Annotated in this window: 19 protein-coding genes; 8 read left to right on the forward strand and 11 right to left on the reverse strand. The window is 60.5% G+C overall.

Annotation, left to right across the window (positions count from 1 at the left end; genetic code table 11):
* Positions 1-45: 45 nt before the first annotated feature.
* The 10 genes from AR456_RS03005 to pqqA all read right to left on the reverse strand — a co-directional run bounded on the left by AR456_RS03005 (position 46) and on the right by pqqA (position 10,518).
* Complete coding sequence (locus AR456_RS03005; RefSeq protein ID WP_021819865.1) at positions 46-429, reverse strand: gamma-butyrobetaine hydroxylase family protein; 384 nt, start codon at positions 427-429, stop codon at positions 46-48.
* Positions 430-597: 168 nt separating this feature from the next.
* Positions 598-1,920, reverse strand: a complete 1,323-nt coding sequence (hslU, locus tag AR456_RS03010; RefSeq protein WP_031208333.1) for an ATP-dependent protease ATPase subunit HslU — start codon at positions 1,918-1,920, stop codon at positions 598-600.
* A gap of 2 nt (positions 1,921-1,922) precedes the next feature.
* Positions 1,923-2,441: an ATP-dependent protease subunit HslV gene (hslV, locus tag AR456_RS03015; protein WP_021819868.1), complete on the reverse strand. Its 519-nt coding sequence runs from the start codon at positions 2,439-2,441 to the stop codon at positions 1,923-1,925.
* 245 nt (positions 2,442-2,686) lie between these two features.
* Entirely contained in the window at positions 2,687-5,227 is a 2,541-nt protein-coding gene (locus AR456_RS03020) for an insulinase family protein (RefSeq protein WP_021819869.1), read from the reverse strand.
* Positions 5,224-7,041, reverse strand: coding sequence for a prolyl oligopeptidase family serine peptidase (locus tag AR456_RS03025; RefSeq protein WP_021819870.1), 1,818 nt, complete (start codon positions 7,039-7,041; stop codon positions 5,224-5,226). Before AR456_RS03025 ends, AR456_RS03020 begins: the two co-directional genes overlap by 4 nt.
* Positions 7,038-8,186: a pyrroloquinoline quinone biosynthesis protein PqqE gene (pqqE, locus tag AR456_RS03030; RefSeq protein ID WP_021819871.1), complete on the reverse strand. Its 1,149-nt coding sequence runs from the start codon at positions 8,184-8,186 to the stop codon at positions 7,038-7,040. The genes AR456_RS03025 and pqqE overlap by 4 nt, the downstream gene beginning before the upstream one ends.
* Positions 8,179-8,466 carry a pyrroloquinoline quinone biosynthesis peptide chaperone PqqD gene (pqqD, locus tag AR456_RS03035; RefSeq protein WP_021819872.1) on the reverse strand — a complete coding sequence of 96 codons (288 nt, stop codon included), beginning with the start codon at positions 8,464-8,466 and terminating at the stop codon, positions 8,179-8,181. Before pqqD ends, pqqE begins: the two co-directional genes overlap by 8 nt.
* Complete coding sequence (gene pqqC / locus AR456_RS03040; RefSeq protein WP_021819873.1) at positions 8,463-9,263, reverse strand: pyrroloquinoline-quinone synthase PqqC; 801 nt, start codon at positions 9,261-9,263, stop codon at positions 8,463-8,465. Before pqqC ends, pqqD begins: the two co-directional genes overlap by 4 nt.
* Positions 9,264-9,410: 147 nt before the next feature.
* Positions 9,411-10,340, reverse strand: a complete 930-nt coding sequence (gene pqqB / locus AR456_RS03045; RefSeq protein WP_021819874.1) for a pyrroloquinoline quinone biosynthesis protein PqqB — start codon at positions 10,338-10,340, stop codon at positions 9,411-9,413.
* A gap of 106 nt (positions 10,341-10,446) precedes the next feature.
* Positions 10,447-10,518, reverse strand: coding sequence for a pyrroloquinoline quinone precursor peptide PqqA (gene pqqA / locus AR456_RS20800; RefSeq protein WP_092569372.1), 72 nt, complete (start codon positions 10,516-10,518; stop codon positions 10,447-10,449).
* A gap of 383 nt (positions 10,519-10,901) precedes the next feature.
* Here pqqA and AR456_RS03050 point away from each other — a divergent pair, with 383 nt between their 5' ends.
* The 8 genes from AR456_RS03050 (at position 10,902) to AR456_RS03085 (ending at position 18,993) form a co-directional block, all read left to right on the forward strand.
* Positions 10,902-12,728: a methanol/ethanol family PQQ-dependent dehydrogenase gene (locus AR456_RS03050; RefSeq protein WP_031208339.1), complete on the forward strand. Its 1,827-nt coding sequence runs from the start codon at positions 10,902-10,904 to the stop codon at positions 12,726-12,728.
* 172 nt (positions 12,729-12,900) lie between these two features.
* Positions 12,901-13,482 (forward strand): c-type cytochrome, encoded by a 582-nt coding sequence (locus tag AR456_RS03055; protein ID WP_021819876.1) that lies wholly within the window; start codon positions 12,901-12,903, stop codon positions 13,480-13,482.
* On the forward strand, positions 13,482-14,399 hold the full coding sequence (locus AR456_RS03060; protein WP_021819877.1) for a quinoprotein dehydrogenase-associated putative ABC transporter substrate-binding protein: 918 nt from the start codon (positions 13,482-13,484) through the stop codon (positions 14,397-14,399). Before AR456_RS03055 ends, AR456_RS03060 begins: the two co-directional genes overlap by 1 nt.
* Entirely contained in the window at positions 14,389-15,036 is a 648-nt protein-coding gene (locus AR456_RS03065; protein ID WP_021819878.1) for a hypothetical protein, read from the forward strand. The genes AR456_RS03060 and AR456_RS03065 overlap by 11 nt, the downstream gene beginning before the upstream one ends.
* 18 nt (positions 15,037-15,054) lie before the next feature.
* The gene (locus tag AR456_RS03070) at positions 15,055-16,377 is read left to right on the forward strand and encodes an ABC transporter substrate-binding protein (protein WP_021819879.1); all 1,323 of its coding nucleotides are present in this window, start codon (positions 15,055-15,057) and stop codon (positions 16,375-16,377) included.
* 47 nt (positions 16,378-16,424) lie between these two features.
* The gene (locus AR456_RS03075) at positions 16,425-17,393 is read left to right on the forward strand and encodes a PQQ-dependent catabolism-associated beta-propeller protein (RefSeq protein ID WP_021819880.1); all 969 of its coding nucleotides are present in this window, start codon (positions 16,425-16,427) and stop codon (positions 17,391-17,393) included.
* The gene (locus AR456_RS03080) at positions 17,390-18,190 is read left to right on the forward strand and encodes an ATP-binding cassette domain-containing protein (RefSeq protein ID WP_021819881.1); all 801 of its coding nucleotides are present in this window, start codon (positions 17,390-17,392) and stop codon (positions 18,188-18,190) included. The genes AR456_RS03075 and AR456_RS03080 overlap by 4 nt, the downstream gene beginning before the upstream one ends.
* The gene (locus tag AR456_RS03085) at positions 18,187-18,993 is read left to right on the forward strand and encodes an ABC transporter permease (protein WP_021819882.1); all 807 of its coding nucleotides are present in this window, start codon (positions 18,187-18,189) and stop codon (positions 18,991-18,993) included. Before AR456_RS03080 ends, AR456_RS03085 begins: the two co-directional genes overlap by 4 nt.
* A gap of 31 nt (positions 18,994-19,024) precedes the next feature.
* On the opposite strand, the gene AR456_RS03090 is transcribed toward AR456_RS03085, so the two are convergent.
* On the reverse strand, positions 19,025-19,408 hold the full coding sequence (locus AR456_RS03090) for a c-type cytochrome (RefSeq protein ID WP_021819883.1): 384 nt from the start codon (positions 19,406-19,408) through the stop codon (positions 19,025-19,027).
* Between the last annotated feature and the right edge of the window lie 17 nt (positions 19,409-19,425).

Raw genomic sequence — 19,425 nt, forward strand, 5'->3', positions numbered from 1 at the left:
CGGAAGCGCTGGACTACTCGCAGCCTGTCGCTCGGAGCCCGGAGCTTACAATTGCTTGATCTCGATTCCCAGCGCCTCCCGTGAGGCTCCGGCTTCTTCCAGGCGCTTGAGATAGTCTTCCCAGTTGGCCTGTTGATGTTCGATCAGGGAGTATAGATATTCCCAGCTGTAGAGGCCGCTATCGTGGCCATCATCGAAGTGCAACTTGAGTGCGTAGCGGCCAGCCTGGGTGATGTCGAGCAGCCCGACATGTTTCTTTCCGACCTGCAGAGTAGCCGTTTCGCCACCATGCCCGCGTACCTCCGCGGACGGTGAGTAGACACGTAGATATTCCACCGACAGGTGATGGGTACTGCCATCGGCATAACCGACTTCGAGTTCCCTGGCCTTGCGGTGGTAATGAATCCGTGTCGGAACGGGAGTGGTCATGGAAAACTCCTTTGAGCTACGAGCTACGAGCTACGAGCTACGAGCTACGAGCTACGAGCTACGAGCTACGAGCTACGAGCTACGAGCTACGAGCTACGAGCAGCTCGAGTCGTAAGCTGTCGTGAACTCCGCGGCTCGACGCTCGTAGCTCCTATGCGCGGGTTACCCTTAGAGGATATACCGTGACAGGTCTTCGTCCATGGCCAGCTCGCCGAGTTGGGAGTCGACATAGGCGCGGTCGATCATCAACGGGCTACCGATATCGGAACCCTTGAACGAGGCTTCCTCGAGCAGCCGCTCCATGACCGTGTGTAGACGACGGGCGCCGATGTTCTCGGTGCCTTCGTTGACGTTGTAGGCGATCTCGGCGATACGCTCGATACCATCTTCGGTGAATTCGACCTCGAGCCCATCGGTCTTCAGCAGTGCCTCGTACTGACGAGTCAATGCCGCAGAAGGCTCAGTCAGGATGCGCTTGAAGTCATCCGGTGTCAGTGCCGAAAGTTCAACACGGATCGGCAGGCGACCCTGGAGTTCCGGAATCAGGTCCGAAGGACGCGCCAGATGGAAGGCACCAGAGGCGATGAACAGGATGTGGTCGGTCTTGACCATGCCGTACTTGGTCGACACCGTGGAGCCTTCGATCAGTGGTAACAGATCACGCTGCACGCCTTCGCGGGAGACTTCACCACCGCTGGACTGACCGCTACCCTTGGCGACCTTGTCGATCTCGTCGAGGAACACGATGCCGTTCTGCTCGACGGCTTCGATGGCACGTGTCTTGATGTCGTCTTCATTGACCAGCTTGCCGGCTTCCTCATCACGCAGTAGCGTCAGCGCCTCACGGACCGTCACCTTGCGGGTCTCGGTCTTGCCGCGCCCCATGCCGGAGAACAGGCTCGACAGTTGCTGGGTCATCTCTTCCATGCCCGGCGGTGTCTGGATGTCGATATTGGGTCCCTGAGCGGAGACCTGAACGTCGATTTCCTTGTCATCCAGCTGGCCTTCACGCAGCTTCTTGCGGAACACCTGGCGGGTCGAGGAGTCCTCGCGCGGCTCGTTTTCCTGACCTCGCGGCGGTGGCAGCAGCGCATCGAGGACGCGATCCTCGGCGGCATCTTCGGCACGGTGGCCGACTTCTGCCTTGGCTTGTTCGCGGACCAGCTTGATCGCGGCTTCGGTCAGGTCGCGGATGATCGATTCGACATCGCGGCCGACGTAACCCACTTCGGTGAACTTGGTCGCTTCGACCTTGATGAACGGGGCCTTGGCCAGCTTGGCCAGGCGGCGAGCGATCTCGGTCTTGCCGACACCGGTCGGGCCGATCATCAGGATATTCTTGGGTGTGACTTCCTGGCGCAGCTCGCCATCGAGCTGCATGCGACGCCAGCGGTTGCGCAAGGCAATGGCTACGGCGCGCTTGGCGTCCTGCTGGCCGACGATGTACTGGTCCAGGGCGTGGACGATTTCACGGGGCGTCATCTGGGTCATGATCAAAGCTCTTCCAGCGTCACGTTGTGGTTGGTAAACACGCAGATGTCGCCAGCAATTTCCAACGACTTCTCGGTAATCTCGCGAGCGCTGAGGTCAGTGTTGTCGAGTAGCGCGCGTGCGGCAGAAAGGGCGAAATTGCCGCCTGAGCCGATGGCAATGATGCCGCGCTCAGGTTCTACCACATCGCCGTTACCGGTGATGATCAGCGAGGCTTTGCTGTCGGCAACAGCCAGCAGTGCTTCGAGGCGACGCAGTGCACGATCGGTGCGCCAGTCCTTGGCCAGCTCCACTGCAGCCTTCACCAGGTTGCCCTGATACTTTTCCAACTGGGCTTCAAAACGTTCGAACAGCGTGAAGGCATCCGCCGTGCCACCGGCAAAACCGGCCAGCACCTGGCCGTGATAGAGGCGACGTACCTTGCTGGCGTTACCCTTCATCACGGTGTTGCCCAGTGATACCTGGCCATCACCCGCCAGTGCAACCTGGTCGCCACGGCGCACGGAAACGATTGTGGTCATGGAGAATTCTCCTTGTGGGAAATGAACTTCCCGGTGACTTTCGAGGGGATGAACTCCCTCGTCAGAATGCAATTGGCAAGGAGATGCGGGCGGGGAAGACAGAATTCAAGAGATGCGATGAGCCATGAGCGGCAAGTCAATCTGCTTTCCGATGCCATACTCGTGGCCTGCGTGGCGCGGACAGAGCGAATGGATGATCCAGAGCTTTGGAAACCACGGGTGTTGTACTGCGCTCTCCGGAGCCGTCAGATGCCGTCCGTGACGCCTGGGAATGATGGCGAGTGGGCCCACCAGAGTGCCGGTAGCGCGCCTGTCACCAAGGCCTCGGCGGTGGCTGCAAGTTTGCCGGGCGTCAGGTCTGCGAGTGCCTGACGCTGGGTTTCCCAGGCCGCCAGATGCCCCTTCCTTCGGCGTAGGGCCTGCCAGGTTCGCGACAGCGCCTCGGAGTGGACTTCCGGAGGCCCGCACTGGGCGAGCAGGCTGGCGCGGCGCGCGGCGAAGCGAGTGCCGTCCAACTGTGCCAGGGCTTGGCAATGGGCGTTCAGAAAGTCACACACAGCATCGCGCAGCGTCGTGATATCGGCATGAGGCGACTGCACCACATAGCCCAGGCGGGGCCAGCCATGGGCCTCTCGATAGCGCACTGCCGCCACATAGCCCAGACCTCGACGTTGCCGCAGTTCCCGTTGGAAAGCGGCATCGTGACACTGGGCAAGCATCTGAAAGAGCGCCTGACTCGTCGGGCTATCGTCAGGAGCATCCACCTGCAGCATCAGTGTCCGGTCATCTCCCTGGGGCGTGAGCCAACGGGTGGGGCCGGTTGCGATGTTGCCGCATGCCGGCAATGGGCAAGGAGGACTGGCCTTGCTCGAGGGCACAGGACTGGCCTTCGAGAGGTGGGCCATCAGGCGCTGACAACTGGCAAGTGCTTCGGCAGCACCGAACGTGCCGCCGACCCATGCCAGAATTCGTGAGTCAGTGGCTTGAACAGGAGGTGGCTGGGTTTCCAGGCATGTCAACAGGCGCTGGGCAATCAGTCCGCCCGATGCGGTTGGTGCTTCGGGGTCGGTGCCTGCGCATTCGGTACTGGTGCAGGAGAGCCAGCCGGACAGTGCCTGGCTAAGACAGGATTCAAGTCGTGAAGCCTCGCCTCGAACCCATAGCCAGTCACTGTGGACATCGTAGCCCAGCGTCATGACCAGGCGTGGAGCGATCGTCTGACGCAGAGGCAGTGTGGATTGCTGCCATAGGGTCAGCCGTTCGGACTGCCCGGATACCGGTGCCGGCCAGGCCAGACCGTAGAAAGCATCAGGGGCTGGAGGCCCGCCACCCCACCATAAGACGAGTGAATCATTGTCTTCGATCAGGCCCGGTGCCGGTGAAACGTCGTCGTCCAGCAACTTGCGCTGCGCAACGAACGGTGGTGTTCGAAGCGGCCAGGACATGCAGGTGTTGTCACTTGGTGGGTAGTGGAGAAAGGGCGTGCGAGTTTCCGGCACCAGGTCGTTCATCATGGTCGAACGAGGTGATTGCTCGAGCACTCGACAGGATTCGCTATCCAGCCAGGCGACCAGTTGCTCGATTGCCTCAATATTCGACTCTTCTGTTGTCGGGGGCCGGAGCGCCGATTGGCTGACGGCAAGACGACGGGCCAGAGTTATTGGCCAGGTGTCGAGATCGTGCTGGGTGATGTCAGACGCCAGAGGTGGTGATGGAACGGTGGTCAGGCGCCTGGCCAGATGCTGTAAGTGTGTCTGGCAGGTGGCCAGGACGGTCTCGACTTGTCGCTGACCGGTTGGAGTCAGTGTCAGCGATAGCGATAGGGCGGAGGGGCTGGCATCTGGTACCAGGCTGGCCGTGAGCTCGGTAATGGCCGCGTGGTGCTGCAGGGTGGTGGTCAGTTCGCCATTGCCCAGGGCGCGGGCCAGTTGTTCATGGGCTAGCCGCTGCATCGCTGTCAGCGTGACAGGCAGTGGCCACAAGAGCTCGAGGGTTGGCTTACCCGCCGTGCAGCCGGGAGGTAGACACCACTGTATCCGCGCTGGTCGGGCCCAGCGCCAACAGCGCTCGGCCGGGCGCTCGGCACCGCCCGCAATGGAACACGCAGCGGTGGTCATCTGCTCCAGTTGGCGTTCCAGTGGTTGGGGGCCGAGCATCACCAGACTCAGGCGATTGGCGCGGTAATGGCTGGCGTGGAAGTGAACGAGCGCCTTGTGCAGCTCGTCGAGGTTCGCGCCGAGACTGCGACGGCAACCATGGTGGTTGTGATGGGCGGGGTGCGCAGGGAGATAGAGGCGCGAGAGTGCAGCCTGGCGATGTAATGCCGGATCGGCCAGACGCGCCTGGAACTCGGCCTCGATAACGTTGATTTCGTGAGCGATATTGTTCCGGGCCAGTTGGGGCCGGACCACTATATCCAGTAGGCGTTCGAGCCCAGCCTCTGCGGTGTCGGGGGGCAGGGTAAGGTGGATATCGGTGACGGCTTCGTCGGTGTGGGCGTTGTAGCGCCCACCCTGAGCGCCGACCCATGCGGCGAAGTCGCCGGGGTGGGGGTGGCAATCCGAGCCCAGAAAAAGTGAGTGCTCGAGTAGGTGGGCCAGCCCGAGATGGGTTGTGGGTTCATCGAGAGCGCCGGCTCCGATCGCTGCGACCAGGCGTACCTGACGTGCAGTGGGAACCTCGATCGCCACCAGCCGAGCCCCATTGTCGAGATGGCGCTCGGCGAAGCGACTACCCATTGGCAGGTCTGTGAACGGGAGGAGATTGAGTTCGGGAGGTGTATTCATGAAACCGTCCCACCCTGAGCGGTGAAAAAGGCCAGTTCACGAGCAATCAGACGTTGTCGGTTGCTCGGGTGACGGATGCCATGGCCTTCATCGGGAAACACTACGACCTCAGCCGTGATCTGCCGCTGACGCAAGGCCCTGGCCATGGACAACGTCTGGTCGGGGAGTACCACCGCATCCAGGCTCCCCTGAAAGAAGATGATCGGGGCGGAGAAGTCGTTGAGCCGGTTGATCGGGCTGGCCTCTTGCCTGGCTCGGTCATCGCCCAGTAGCCAATCAAGGTACTTCGATTCAAAGCGATGGGTCATTGACGCCAAGCGCTGTGCATCGGTAACGCCGTAGAGACTGGCGCCAGCACAGAAGCGTCGAGTGCTGGCCAGGGTATTGAGCACCGTGAAGCCGCCGGCGCTCTGGCCGCGCAGAAACAGACGCCCTGGGTCGACGAGGCGGCGGGCGATCAGTTCGTCGGCCATGGCAATCGCATCTTCGACATCCAGCCGGCCCCATTGACCGGCGAGGCGTTCGCGAAAGGCTCGCCCGAAGTTACCGCTCCCGCGTGGGTTGAGGTCTGCCACGGCGTATCCCTGTCGAGTCCACCAGCGAATCAATGGGTCGAACACCGGATAGCATGCGGCGGTAGGACCACCATGCACACGCATGATCAGTGGCGGAAGCGCGCCATCGGTAGCGTCGGGAAGATAGACAAATGCCGTGACATGTTCGTCATCGGGCAGTGGCGCGCTGATGTAGGTCGGTGACGGGGCATCGACCGGAGTCGGTTGTGCATGGAGTGTCTGCTGATGGCCCGTGCTCAGGTCCACACGGGCGAGCCGTGCGGCGTGACTCGGCCCTTGGGTTATGGCATACAGCCATCCTTCAGCTGTCGCCAGGCCTATCACTCGCGTGGCATCGGACAACAGCCGATGGTGGTCGCGCCCGAGACCATCGACCTGCACCGTCTGCGCGGCGCCTTGACGGAAGCGCAGCAGCAGGCCTGTGTGGCGGTCAGGCCATAGGTGATGACATTCGCCGAGTTGCCAGGGTGTAGGGACATGGTCGGCTGGGTGCTTACCGAGCGGGTAGGCGCGGCCACCTTCGATGCGGTAGGGCTGCCACCAGCCGCAGTGGTCGCTGATGACCACCAGTTTTCCATCACCGGAGAAACAGGGTTGGGTTACTGCACCGCCGCCATCCCAGGTCTGCCGGTGCAGGATACGACCGCCGGGATCGAGATCGGCGATGACAAGGTGCGCGCGTTGCCATGGCATATGGGGGAATGCCCATTCTACCCACGCCAGCCGCTGCCCATTCGGTGAGAGTGCAGGGGCACCATGGAAATCGGCCTCTTCGGACAGAACGATACGCTCGTTGTCGCTCAGCGCGACAAGGCGTTGTGTTGCCTTTCGCGCGCTGCCCTGTTCCTCGACAGCCAGTAGACGCTGGCGCCGGGGGTCGGCGGTCAGTCCTCCATAGCGGGTATCGGGTAGTGACCACCAGAGATGGGGCTCTGCCCCTGTCAGCGACTGACGGTAGAGCCTTTGTGTGTCATCGGCAACGAAGATCACTGTGCCGTCGAGGTACGCATGGGCACCGCCGCCATAGCCATTGACGCGGCTGGTGACGTCCAGTTCGGGCGGTGTCAGAGGGCGAGCGCGATCGTTCACCCAGTGCCAGAGTCGTCGCCGTCCGGTTGTCGGGTCGGCGGCCAGCCAAAAGGCTCCGGCCTGATTGGCTCGCAGATCACTGAGTCCATCGGCAGGCAGCGCCGCCTGACACAGATCATTGTCGAAATCCTGAAGTTCGCGGTCATTCATGCACGGCAGAACACCTTCGATTCGTGGGTATTACGTGGTGTCAGCTCGTGGGCCGAACGTTGGTCAGCAGCCGCTTCTTCACGGGCAGCCTCGATCAGGGAGTGATCGGGCGATAGCGCGCAGACAGGATCAGTGGCCGTAGGGTCTCCGGTCAGTAGATAGGCCTGGCAGCGGCAGCCGCCGAAATCCTGGTGGCGCTCATCGCAATCGCGGCAGGGCGCGGGCATCCAGGCGTCGCCACGGAAACGGTTGAAGGCGAAGCTCTCGTACCAGATCGTCTCCAGCGACTGCTCGCGCACTGACGGAAATGTCATCGGCAGGATCCGCGCGCTGTGGCACGGCAGAACCGTGCCATCCGGGGCGACGGTCATGAAGATGGCGCCCCAACCGCCCATGCAGGCCTTGGGTCGCTCGGCGTAATAATCCGGTACCACGAACAGCAGGCGCATGTCGCGACCTCGGGCAGATAGTGCCTCACGCCAGCGCTGAGTGGTGGCCTCGGCGGCCTCAAGCTGTTCGCGACTCGGTAGAAGGCCGGTTCGGTTGAGATGCGCCCAGCCATAGAGCTGGCAATTGGCGAGTTCGACGGCATCGGCACCTAGGTCATCGCAGAGCGCGATAATGGCGTCGATATCGTCGATGTTGTGGCGGTGCAGAACGACGTTGAGCACCATTGGGTACCCGGCTGCCTTGACCGCACGGGCCATGGCCAGCTTCTTCGCATGGGCCTTGGGCGAGCCGGCCACAGCCGCGGCGACGTCGGCATCACCGGCCTGCAGGCTGATCTGGATATGGTCGAGTCCAGCCTCGCGCAGGGCCCCGATACGTGTCTCGTTGAGACCCAGTGCCGAAGTGATCAGGTTGGTGTAGAAACCCAGCTTGCGGGCTTCTGCGACCAGTGTCTCGAGGTCCTGGCGGACCAATGGCTCTCCGCCGGAGAAGCCCAGTTGCACTGCACCCATGGCACGAGCCTGGCGCATCGCATCGATCCATTCGTCGGTGCTGAGCTCGTTGTGTTGGGCGGCGAAGTCCAAGGGGTTGGAGCAATACGAACACTGCAGCGGACAGCGATAGGTCAGCTCGGCCAGTAGCCATAGCGGGCGGCCCGGTGAGGAGGGACCTTGTGCGACAGGACGTTCAGCCATGGTGGATCCACCCCTGGTTGGAGGCATCGTGCAGAAACTCCTCCACGTCCTGGGCAAGTTCCTGAACAGGTGCCTGAGGATAGCGGCGCTCAAGCTCGGCAATCAGCGCGGCGACGTCACGCTTGCCGTCGAGCAACGTCAGAATGGCGCCGGCACTTTCATTGAGTTGCACCATACCTTCAGGATAGAGCAGTACGTGACACTGCTGGGCTTCTTCCCATTGCAGGCGCCAGCCCGGGCGTAGTCGGTAGACGGTCGATCTATCGATTGCCTCGCTCATGCCAACCCCCGGTGATAGACGCGCTGTTGGGTAACGGTGTGATAGGGCGGACGATCGAGCTGATAGGCCAGGGTCATGGCATCAAGCATGCTCCACAGCACATCGAGCTTGAACTGCAGAATCTCCAGCGCTCGCTGCTGTGCGGGCAAGGTGGTGCAGATGGCCAGCGCCAGTTCCAGACCATGCTCGACGTCGCGACGTGCCTCGCCCAGCCGTTTACGGAAATACGTATAGCCGGTCTCATCGATCCATGGGTAGTGCTCGGGCCAGGTAGCCAGACGACTCTGATGTGCCTGGGGAGCGAACAACTCAGTGAGCGACGAAATCGCCGCTTCACGCCAGTCGGCCCGTCGCACGAAGTTGATATAGGCATCCACTGCGAAACGAACTCCCGGCAACACGTACTCCTGAGACCATAGTTCTTCACGCGTCAGGCCCACGGCTTCTCCCAGTGTCAGCCAGGCCTCGATACCGCCCGTGTCGTCGCCGTGGCCGTCATGGTCGAGTAAGCGCTGAACCCAGCGACGGCGTGTGTCGGCGTCTGGGCAGTTGGCCAGCAGCGCAGCATCCTTCTGCGGAATCATCACCTGGTAGTAGAAGCGGTTGGCCACCCAGCCACGGATCTGCTCGGGAGTAGCGCGGCCTTCCGCCATGTCGACCTGATAGGGATGGTGGGTATGGTAATAGTCGCCCTTGGCGAGCAAGGCGGCACGGAATGCTGTTTGGTCGAGGGCCTGGCCTTCTGTCCGGTTATCGAAGGGGGAGGACGTCGTGAATGGAGATGTAAGCGATGGCATGGTGAAGGTCTCCCGAGTTGAGCGCTGCGATTGCCGTCACTAACTGGACCAGGGTGATTGGAACAGGGTGATTGGACCAGGGCGATTGAACCAGGGCGATTGGACCAGCGTGAGCCCCGGGAAATGATGACTGGCCTGTGGCAATGTTTACACCTCAAGACGCATGCCGTCGTAGGCCACGTCGATTCCTCTGGCTTCGAGCTCGGCCCGCTGGGGTGACGCTTCGTCGAGAATCGGATTGGTGTTGTTGATATGGATAAGGATCCGTCGCGTCGAGCGCGGCAAGGCATCCAGCTCACTCAATAGTCCCTGGGGGGCCGCCAGCGCCAGGTGCCCCATATCCTGGCCGGTGGCTTGTCCGACTCCCGCGCGGGGAAGTTCGTCGTCATGCCATAGGGTTCCGTCAACCAACACGCTGTCGGCGTCAGCCAACCTGGCGCGCAGCGGATCATCGAATTCTCCCAGCCCCGGCGCATAGAAGAGCGAAGTGCCTTTCACGGTATCCTCGATATACAGGCCGATATTGTCACCCGCGGTGGGAGCACCACGGCGTGGCGAATAGGGCGGTGCATTGCTGGTCAAGGCAACGGCGGTGAACACCAGACCGGGGCAGGGAGCGACGGTAAAACGCGCCGTGGAGTGGTCAGCGTCGACGCCGATCGGTTGCCAGCGCAACCCTCCTTGCCAGTGCTCCAGCATGGGGAAAAGTGGAAAGCCGGTGCTCAGGTCCTGATGCACATTGGGGGTACACCAGACATCCAGTGGACAACCCTCGCGCAGAGACAGCAGCCCGGTAACGTGATCGATCTGGCCGTCGACCAGCAGGACACCTGCGATTCCCGTGTCGCGAGGTCCGTGTCTGGGGTGGAGTTCCTGGTTGGCCGCAATCTGGGCCCGGATATCCGGAGAGGCATTACACAGCAGCCAGCGTTCGCCGTCGCTGCTGATGGCGATCGAGGACTGGGTGCGTGCTCGTGTCTTTATCTCGCCATGGCGCAGACCATGACAGTTATGGCAGTTGCAGTTCCATTGTGGAAAACCTCCTCCCGCTGCTGAGCCCAGTACCAGGACGTGCATGCCTTGTCATCCTTGTTGGAAATCGATTGCCATCCATCTTGCTCTTTTCCTTCATCACCAACGCAAGACGCCCCGAGTTCCGGAGCGTCTTGCGGGCGACTGACAATCAGCGATTGGCAATGTAGAGAGTGACCTCAAAGCCAAGACGCAGGTCGGTATAAGCCGGTTTGGTCCACATAGACATTCTCCTCATGGCATGCCGGGTTCGGCATTTCCTCTGAGTAGTACAGCACGGTGCAACAGAGTTGCCTTTCAACCTAAGTCTTAGTGCGTTGTATTGGGGAGGTCAAGGCAACAGGTTCTCTATCCGGCATTTCCGATAAAACGCCATGGAAATTAATTCGTTGACAGATTCTTGTCATATAGCCTGGACGAATTCCCGATCATTGTTGCTCAGGAGCAATAGTCTTTTGTCTGGCTGTGGGCCTGAATCGGTCCAGACACCCCTACTCAAGGTTCCATCTTGTGCTAGACCTTCTAGTGCACTGGCAGTAAGTCAAATAACTACAAGCAGTGAACCGGGTTCGGGGCACTGCAACTCAGAACACTGGAGACGATGCCATGCTACGGGAGATAAGTTGCACAATAGCGGCGATAGGGCTTCTAACCGTGACGGCAGTCCACGCCAATCAGAATCAACTTGAACTACAGGAAAACCCAGAACTCTGGGCTACACAGCTCGGCAATTATCAAGGAAATCGCTACAGCCTTCTGGACCAGATCAATCGCGATAACGTGTCTGACCTGCGCGCGCAGTGGCAGTTCTCCACGGGTGTTCTGCGTGGTCATGAAGGTGGTCCGCTTTATGTTGGCGATGGCCGTTTGTATATCCACACTCCATTTCCCAACAAGGTATTTGCCCTGGATCTGGAGGACGATGGTCGCGTTGTCTGGAGCTATGAGCCCGACCAGGATTCGCGTGTCATCCCGGTGATGTGTTGCGACACCGTCAACCGTGGCCTTGCCTATGCGGATGGACGTCTCTTCCTGGGACAGGCCGACAACACCCTGGTCGCGCTGGACGCTGAAACGGGCGAAAAGCTGTGGGAAGTCAGTAACGGCGACCATACCAAGGGTGAGTCCAACACCATGTCGCCGCTGGTGGTTCATGACAAGGTGATCATGGGGATCAGTGGTGGCGAGTTCGGTGTCCGCGGCCATATGACAGCCTACAACGTCGAGACCGGTGATATGGAGTGGCGTGGTTACTCCAATGGTCCCGATGATGAGGTGCTGATCGATCCCGAGACTACCACCATGCTGGGCGAACCGATTGGTGAAGCGGATCTGGGCGTGTCGACCTGGCCAGAAGGAGAGTGGGAGCGCGGTGGCGGTGCCCCGTGGGGCTGGGTCACCTACGACCCGGAGCTGGACCTGATCTACTACGGTACTGGTAACCCCGGCACCTGGAACCCGGAACAACGCACCATCGATGGCGAACCCGCTGACAATAAGTGGGCGATTACGGTATTTGCCCGAGACCCCAATACCGGGGAGGTGAAATGGGTCTATCAGAAAGTGCCCTTCGACGAATGGGATTATGATGGCGTCAACGAGAATCAGTTGATTGATGTCGAGTTCGAGGGCGAGCAGCGCAAGGGCCTGGCGATCATCGATCGTACCGGCTTCGGTTTCCTGCTCGATCGCGAGAGCGGTGAATTGCTGGTGGCCGAGAAGTTCGCCCCGGAGACCAATTGGGCGGACAGCTACGATATGGAGACCGGTCGCCCGGTGGTCAACGAGGAGTTCAGTACCTTCCGGCAAGGGGTTGATGTCAACACCACCGACATCTGTCCCACCGCCATGGGCGCCAAGAATATGCAGCCAAGCGCCTATTCCCCCGAAACCGGCCTGATCTATGCCGGTATCAACCGCATCTGCATGAACTACGAACCTTTCGAGACCGAATACGTCGCTGGCCAACCTTATGTCGGCGCCACCTTGACCATGATGCCGGCCCCCCTCCAGGAAGGAGACATGGAAGGCCGTATGGGTAGCTTCATCGCCTGGGATCCGGCTGCCGGTGAGGTCGTCTGGAAGACCGATGAGCGCTTTGCCGTATGGAGCGGTGCTCTGGCCACGGCTGGTGACCTGGCTTTCTACGGCACACTGGAAGGGTACGTAAAGGCGGTGAACATCGAGACTGGTGAGGAGTTGTGGCGCTTCAAGACTCCCTCCGGAATCATTGGCAATATCAATACATTCCAGCATCAAGGCAAACAGTACGTTGCGGTACTGTCCGGCGTTGGCGGCTGGGCGGGTATCGGTCTAGCGGCCGGTCTACAGGATCCTGAAGAGGGGTTGGGCGCAGTCAGTGCGTTCGCAGCTCTCAAGGACTACACCGAACTGGGCGGTATCCTGACGGTGTTTGCATTGCCGGACGCCTGATGTCCGTTGGTCAACAACCCTCGTTACCGCAGCATCACTCATGGCACAGGGGAAAACCCTGTGCCATGACCCGGGCCCAGCCCTGGGCCATCACCCCGATGTCGAACATCGAGCATAGCTCGGCGCAAGTGCCAGCGGCGGGGAGCTCGATATAGCGAGTAAGGTGCCTGGAATGATTGTGACCGTGATCTCACGTTGGTTGGTTGTCGTGGCCCTTGGTGTTTTTGGAAAAGATATTTTGGGAAAAGGAGTTTTGGGAGCAGGTGTTTTGGGAGCGCTGCTTGCGACAGGAGGTATAGCGACAGCGCAGGCTGAGGAGGCTTCCAGTGGCCAGCACGAACAGGGACAGAAGTCTGAAGGTGACAAGGAGGCTGCCGATGATACCTCCGAGGCAGGGGACTATACCATCGTCGACGGCAAGGTCGATCAAGGCACCTACGATGGTTACCTTACCTATTCCCGAGTCTGTCAGGCCTGCCATGGTCCCGATGGAATGGGCTCATCGTTCGCTCCGAGCCTGAAGGAAAGAGTGAAGAGCCGGACCTTTGCTGACTTTGCAGGGACGGTTGCAGGCGGAATGGAGATACAGCCCGGTCTGGTCATGCCGGCGTTCGCTGATGATCCCAATGTGATGAATAACCTCGAAAATATCTACAGTTATCTAAAAGCGCGCGCCGCCGATGACATCGAGCGAGGGCGCCCCGAGGTCATGGAGGATGCGTCCGAGGAAGAATCCAGAAGCGATGACGTGTGATGGTGTCGCCATTGGGACGGCAATATCTGGTGGCCCTGGTGGAGAGTAGGCCAAAGTGGGGTAATGCCAGGCGTTACGGCTTCCTGCTATTGGGCTTCCTTGTGGTTTGGTTGGTTGGCCTTTCCGGCAAGGTGAGTGCCGATGTGCCGGAACTGACGGAGCGCAATCAATTGCGTGTCTGTGCCGACGGCAACAACCTGCCGTTTACCAACCAACAGGGTGAGGGCTTCGAGAATCGCATCGCCGAGTTGATGGCCGATGATCTGGGCCTGGAGCTGGGGTACGTGTGGGCGCCTCAGGTTATGGGCTTCGTGCGTAACACTCTGCAACTGCGCGTCTGTGATGTGATCATCGGAGTGGTGGCCGGATACGGTTTCGTGCAGAACACCCGTGATTATTACCGCTCGGTCTACTCGCTGGTCGTTCCTCAAGACTCACCTCTCGAGGTGACCTCTCTGGACGACGCGGCCCTGGCGGGGCGACATATTGGCGTGGTGTCCGAGACTCCTCCTCTTGTGGCACTACGGCGTGCCGGAGCCCGCATTGAAGGGTATGTATTGCAGACCGACACTCGGGTCAGAACGCCGGCGAGGAATGCCGTGGAGGATGTCGCTTCGGGCGTGACCGAAGGCGCGGTGCTATGGGGGCCGATTGCCGGGTATTTCGCCGCGCGTCAGGATCCTCCGCTCAAGGTGATCCCGTTGGTCGATGACAGCACCGATGCTCGTCTCACCTATCGCATTACCATGGGAGTGCGGCAAGGCGAACCGCACTGGAAAGACACCATCAATGATTTCATTGATCGTCGCCAGGACGACATCAATGCCATCCTCGCGGATTACGGTGTGCCGCTGCTCGACCAGCATGGCCAATTGATCCCTCCCGCCACATCTCCAGGGGGAAGCGATGATGATTGATCTGCGCGGCTGGGGGCCGGGATTTTTTGTGACGCTGATGCTGCTGAGCATCGGGCTGTCGGACGCCCAGGCACAGCGTGCTGCGACCGGGCCGCCCGACTGGCCCTGTGTACAGCGTCTGATTCCTGAGCTGGCCTGGGGCACCATGTGGGCCGGGCCATCTCCGAAGGAACTGGACCAGCAATGGTGGGAGGACGAGGAAGTCGGGCGTGTGGTGCGTTTTGCAACCTCTCGTGAAACGTCTCGAGACGATGCCATCAAGCGGGTCCACGAGTTCGTCGAGCAGGTGGCGAGCGGTCCGCAAGCCGAGCGCGAGCGGCGACTTACCCTGCTGTTTGCCGGTCTATTCGAGCGGGTCAATAGCGAGCGTGGCCGCATTATCGAGCGTATCCGCAGTGCCTCTAGAGGTCAGCTCAGTCGTCTGGAGCGCGTCTCTGGCATGGTCGATGAACTGGAAGCCATGCGGGCATCGCAAGAGGCCAGTGCTAGTGATATCGAACGCCTGCAGCAGGAGTTGCACTGGGAACAGCGGACCTTCGAGCTGCGTCAGCAAACCCTGCCCGCATTATGCGAGAAGCCGTACCTACTCGAGGAAGAGTTGAGTCGAATGGTAGGCGCGATCAGGGCAGAAATGTGATCCACGACAGGATCACTCATGGACGTGGGGGGCAGTGTGCAGATGGTCGATCATGAACGTCAGGACGGCGCGGGCCAGGACAGGATGAGCCCGAACTATATGGGGTCGAATTCCATGGGCATGAGGGCAATGATGCAGGCAGCGCGGATGGCGTTGCTGGGGGTATTGGCAACATTCGGTCTGGCCAGCGGTGTCGGGGCGCAGCAAACCGACCCGCAGAGTGACACCATCACCGTGGGCTATCTGGGGCTGGAGAGAGACGAAGAGTGGGAGCCCCTGTCGGTACTCGATCCGGTGATTGACGATGAGGGAGTGCAGGGTGCACGGCTGGCCATTGACGATAACAATGCGGCCGGCCAGTTCCTGGGCCAGGAATTCGTGTTCGTCGAGGTCACCATGTCGCGGGACAGCGATATAGAAGAGGGGCTTCAGGAGCTGCTTGACCAGGGCGCGGAATGGATCATCAGCGGGTTGCCCCGCGATGACCTCGAAGCGCTTATGGAAATCCCCGCGCTGGGAGACAGGGTCGTGTTCAATGTCGCTGCGCCCGACAATGCGCTGCGTGGAGAGGCGTGTCATCCGAATCTTTTCCACACCACGCCCAGTCGGCGCATGCTGGCCGATGCGCTGGCGCAGTTTCTGGGGTACAAGCAGTGGGATCGCTGGGCGCTGGTGTACGGCAATACCGATGAGGATCGTCTACTGGCAGAGGCGCTTGGCGAAGCCGCCCAGCGTTTTGGCCAGGAGGTCGTTGGCGAGAAGATGTGGCCTCACGATCCCATGTCGCGTCGGGCTGAGGGTGGTTTCCATGCCATCCAGCGCGAGATCCCAGTGTTCGTGCAGGATTTCGCTGATCACGATGTGTTGGTCATCGCCGATGAGAACGACTACTTCGGAGAGTACTTTCCCTACCAGACATGGCTGCCTCGTCCGGTGGCCGGCACTCAGGGCCTGAAGGCGACGGCCTGGCATCGTGCTCATGAATCCTGGGGGGGCGTGCAGTTACAGCGTCGCTTCGAGGAAAAGGCCGATCGCTGGATGACGCCTCGAGACTTTGCCGCCTGGTTGGCGGTGCGTTCGTTGGGCGAGTCATCGGCCAGAACCGATTCTGTGGCCCGCGACGAGGTGCTCAACTACATGCTCAGTGACGAGTTCGAACTGGCGGGGTATCTGGGGCTGCCGGTGAGCTTTCGTACCTGGAATCACCAGTTACGCCAGCCGATCCTGATCACCGGACCGCGCATGGTGGCTTCGGTGTCGCCTCAGGAGGGCTATCTGCATCCGCGAACTCCACTGGACTCTCTGGGCGCCGATGAAGGGGAATCTCAATGTCGTTTCTAGCATGGTCATCCAGTCGATCTCCTGCGGCAGGCCCCGGGAGCATGCCGATGAGCGTCGTGCAGGGTTTCGTCCTTGTCGCCTTGTGGCTGTTACCACTGGCGGCTCACGCCGAACGGGTATTCGTCTCCAACGAGAAGGACAATACGGTCTCGGTGATCGATGGCGTGACGCTGGAGGTGGTGGAAACCATCAAGGTTGGGCGCCGCCCACGAGCCATGGCGTTCAGCAGCGATGGCAGTGAGCTGTTCGTAGCAGTGGGCGACGATGAGGCGATCGATATGATCGATCTCGAGACGCTGCAGGTGGTGCGCAGTCAATCGTCGGGCGAAGATCCCGAGGTGATCCGCGTCGACCCCCATCGACCCTATGTCTATGTCTCGAACGAGGACGACAATATCGTTTCGGTACTGGATTACGAGCAGCGCACGCGGGTCACGGAGATTCCCGTCGGTATCGAACCCGAGGGGTTGGGTATCAGCCCTGATGGCAAATGGCTGATTGCCACCAGTGAAACCTCCAACATGGCGCATATCATTGATCTCGACGAAATGGAGGCGGTCTACCATCGGCTGATGGGCGCTCGTCCGCGACATGTCGAGTTCAACCACGAGGGGGATGAGGCTTGGGTATCGGCGGAGATCGGTGCCACAGTGTCGGTTATCGATATGCAGGACACCTTCGACGTCAAGCACACCATTCGCTTCGATGTGCCGGGCGTGCCGCGCGAAACAGTGCAGGCAGTCGGGGTGGCGCTGACCTCGGATGGCCGCTATGGCTTCGTGGCGTTGGGGCCCTCGAATCGAGTCGCGATGATCGATCAGCAAACCTATGAAGTCCTCGACTACATTCTGGTGGGACAGCGGGTCTGGCATCTGGCACTCAATGCTGATGAAAGTCGTCTGTACACCACCAATGGAGTCAGTGGCGACGTTACCGTGATCGACGTTGACGGCTTCGAAGCAATCCGTTCGATTCCCGTTGGGCGCTTCCCCTGGGGAGTGATTGTCGAACCGTGACCGATGAGAACAGCGAAACGCCGTCTACTGCCAGCGATGGGCCGACTGCCGGTGAGCGACATCGGCCTGTCGTTCTCGATGTGCAGGGCCTGAGCTTCAGCTACAGTGGTCAGCCGGTACTTGAATCGGTGTCCTTCGAGCTGAAGGCGGGGGAGTGCGCGGTGCTGCTTGGCCCTAATGGTGCGGGCAAGAGCACGTTGTTTTCCTTGATCACGCGCCTCTACGACCATCGTCAGGGCACAATTCGCGTCGGAGGTCATGATCTGCGTCGTGAGTCGGTTCAGGCCCATGCGCAGATGGGCGTGGTGTTCCAGCAGCCCACTCTGGATCAGGACCTCACGGTTGCGCAGAACCTCGCCTATCATGGCGCTTTGCACGGTATGACACCGGGAGAGGCACGTCGGCGAGCTGAGCAGCAGCTCTCCCGCCTCGACATGCAGGACAGCTTGCGGCTACGAGTGCGGCATCTGTCCGGCGGGCAACGTCGGCGAGTGGAGATTGCTCGGGGCCTGCTGCACGAGCCGCGTCTGCTGCTGTTGGACGAGCCAACAGTGGGCCTGGATATCACCTCTCGTCGTACCCTGGTGGAGCATGTTCACCGCTTGAGCCGGGAGCAGGGCGTGGCAGTGCTGTGGGCTACTCACCTGATCGATGAAGTCTACCCCGAAGATCGTGTAATAGTGCTGGACCATGGGCACATTTGCGCCGATGGCAGCGTCGCTGATGTCATCGTCCAGACCCGGTCCGAGTCGATCGGTGATGCCTTCAAGCGGTTGACGGAAGGAGAGCTGGCATGAGTCTGGTGGCTTATGCTCACTGCCTTCGTGGCGTCGTCGGTCGTGAGTTGCTGCGTTTCGTGCACCAGCGCTCGCGCTTCGTGGCTGCGCTGGTCAGACCATTGGTCTGGCTGTTCGTCTTCGCCGCGGGTTTTCGCATGGCATTGGGCGTGGCCATGACCGAGCCCTATCAGACCTATATCCTCTACGAGGTCTATATCGTGCCGGGGCTGGTGGGCATGATCCAGCTCTTCAACGGCATGCAGAGTTCGCTGTCGATGGTCTACGACCGAGAGATGGGCAGCATGCGTGTGCTGCTGGTCAGCCCCTTTCCGCGATGGTACCTGTTGATCTGCAAACTGCTGGCCGGGACCATGGTGTCTATCGTTCAGGTCTATGTGTTCCTTGCAATTGCCTACCTCTACGGGGTGCAGGCCCCATTGATGGGCTATGTACTGATACTGCCAGCGTTGATCGTGACGGGGTTCATGGTCGGGGCGCTGGGCATGTTGCTGTCGTCATTCGTGCGTCAGTTGGAGAACTTCGCTGGCATCATGAATTTCGTGATCTTTCCGATGTTCTTCCTCTCCTCGGCGCTTTATCCCCTGTGGCGGATTCGTGAGGGGAGTTACCTGGTCTATCAGGTGGCCGCTTTGAACCCTTTTACCCATGCGGTGGAAATGATTCGCTTCACACTGTATGAGCAGTTCAATCTCGGCGCTACGTTGATAGCTCTGGCGACCACTGCGGTCCTGCTTGGGCTGGCTATTCTTGCCTATAATCCAGCGCGCGGGATGGCCGCGCGCAAGGGTGGGCGAGAGTGAGTCACGTTGCTGTGCGCATGTATCCGCCACACTAGCGTTTGCCGACCCATTCCAGGTAATCGATCAGCAGGTGCCGGGAGTCCTCGTCCAGGCCCCAGAACACCATGCGGGTGCCGGGAAGAAAGTCATCCGGGGCGGCGAGAAAGCGGTCGAGTACCTCAGGTGTCCAGACCAGTTGGGCCTGTTGCAGGGGCGCTGAGTATTCGAAATCAGCAACGGTCCCTGCATTGCGTCCCACCACGCCATGCAGACTGGGACCTGCGATGTGAACCCCAGGCTCCAGTGAGTGACAGCCCTGGCACTGGTTGCGGAACACCCGTTCGCCCTGGGCGGATGAGTCGGGCTCTGCCCCGAACGAGGCACTGATGTCTGCCGCAAGGCTGAGCAGCAGGCCCCCCAGTATTCTGGAGATCATGGTGTGAGCCACCGGGG

Source organism: Halomonas huangheensis, from assembly GCF_001431725.1.
In the GTDB taxonomy this organism is placed as follows: Bacteria; Pseudomonadota; Gammaproteobacteria; order Pseudomonadales; family Halomonadaceae; genus Halomonas; species Halomonas huangheensis.

Excerpts from the sequence above, each read along its gene's own strand:
- AR456_RS03005 (WP_021819865.1), bottom strand. The coding sequence starts at position 429 with ATGACCACTCCCGTTCCGACACGGATTCATTACCACCGCAAGGCCAGG.
- hslU (WP_031208333.1), bottom strand. The coding sequence starts at position 1,920 with ATGACCCAGATGACGCCCCGTGAAATCGTCCACGCCCTGGACCAGTAC.
- hslV (WP_021819868.1), bottom strand. The coding sequence starts at position 2,441 with ATGACCACAATCGTTTCCGTGCGCCGTGGCGACCAGGTTGCACTGGCG.
- AR456_RS03020 (WP_021819869.1), bottom strand. The coding sequence starts at position 5,227 with ATGAATACACCTCCCGAACTCAATCTCCTCCCGTTCACAGACCTGCCA.
- AR456_RS03025 (WP_021819870.1), bottom strand. The coding sequence starts at position 7,041 with ATGAATGACCGCGAACTTCAGGATTTCGACAATGATCTGTGTCAGGCG.
- pqqE (WP_021819871.1), bottom strand. The coding sequence starts at position 8,186 with ATGGCTGAACGTCCTGTCGCACAAGGTCCCTCCTCACCGGGCCGCCCG.
- pqqD (WP_021819872.1), bottom strand. The coding sequence starts at position 8,466 with ATGAGCGAGGCAATCGATAGATCGACCGTCTACCGACTACGCCCGGGC.
- pqqC (WP_021819873.1), bottom strand. The coding sequence starts at position 9,263 with ATGCCATCGCTTACATCTCCATTCACGACGTCCTCCCCCTTCGATAAC.
- pqqB (WP_021819874.1), bottom strand. The coding sequence starts at position 10,340 with ATGCACGTCCTGGTACTGGGCTCAGCAGCGGGAGGAGGTTTTCCACAA.
- AR456_RS03050 (WP_031208339.1), top strand. The coding sequence starts at position 10,902 with ATGCTACGGGAGATAAGTTGCACAATAGCGGCGATAGGGCTTCTAACC.
- AR456_RS03055 (WP_021819876.1), top strand. The coding sequence starts at position 12,901 with ATGATTGTGACCGTGATCTCACGTTGGTTGGTTGTCGTGGCCCTTGGT.
- AR456_RS03060 (WP_021819877.1), top strand. The coding sequence starts at position 13,482 with ATGGTGTCGCCATTGGGACGGCAATATCTGGTGGCCCTGGTGGAGAGT.
- AR456_RS03065 (WP_021819878.1), top strand. The coding sequence starts at position 14,389 with ATGATGATTGATCTGCGCGGCTGGGGGCCGGGATTTTTTGTGACGCTG.
- AR456_RS03070 (WP_021819879.1), top strand. The coding sequence starts at position 15,055 with ATGGACGTGGGGGGCAGTGTGCAGATGGTCGATCATGAACGTCAGGAC.
- AR456_RS03075 (WP_021819880.1), top strand. The coding sequence starts at position 16,425 with ATGAGCGTCGTGCAGGGTTTCGTCCTTGTCGCCTTGTGGCTGTTACCA.
- AR456_RS03085 (WP_021819882.1), top strand. The coding sequence starts at position 18,187 with ATGAGTCTGGTGGCTTATGCTCACTGCCTTCGTGGCGTCGTCGGTCGT.
- AR456_RS03090 (WP_021819883.1), bottom strand. The coding sequence starts at position 19,408 with ATGATCTCCAGAATACTGGGGGGCCTGCTGCTCAGCCTTGCGGCAGAC.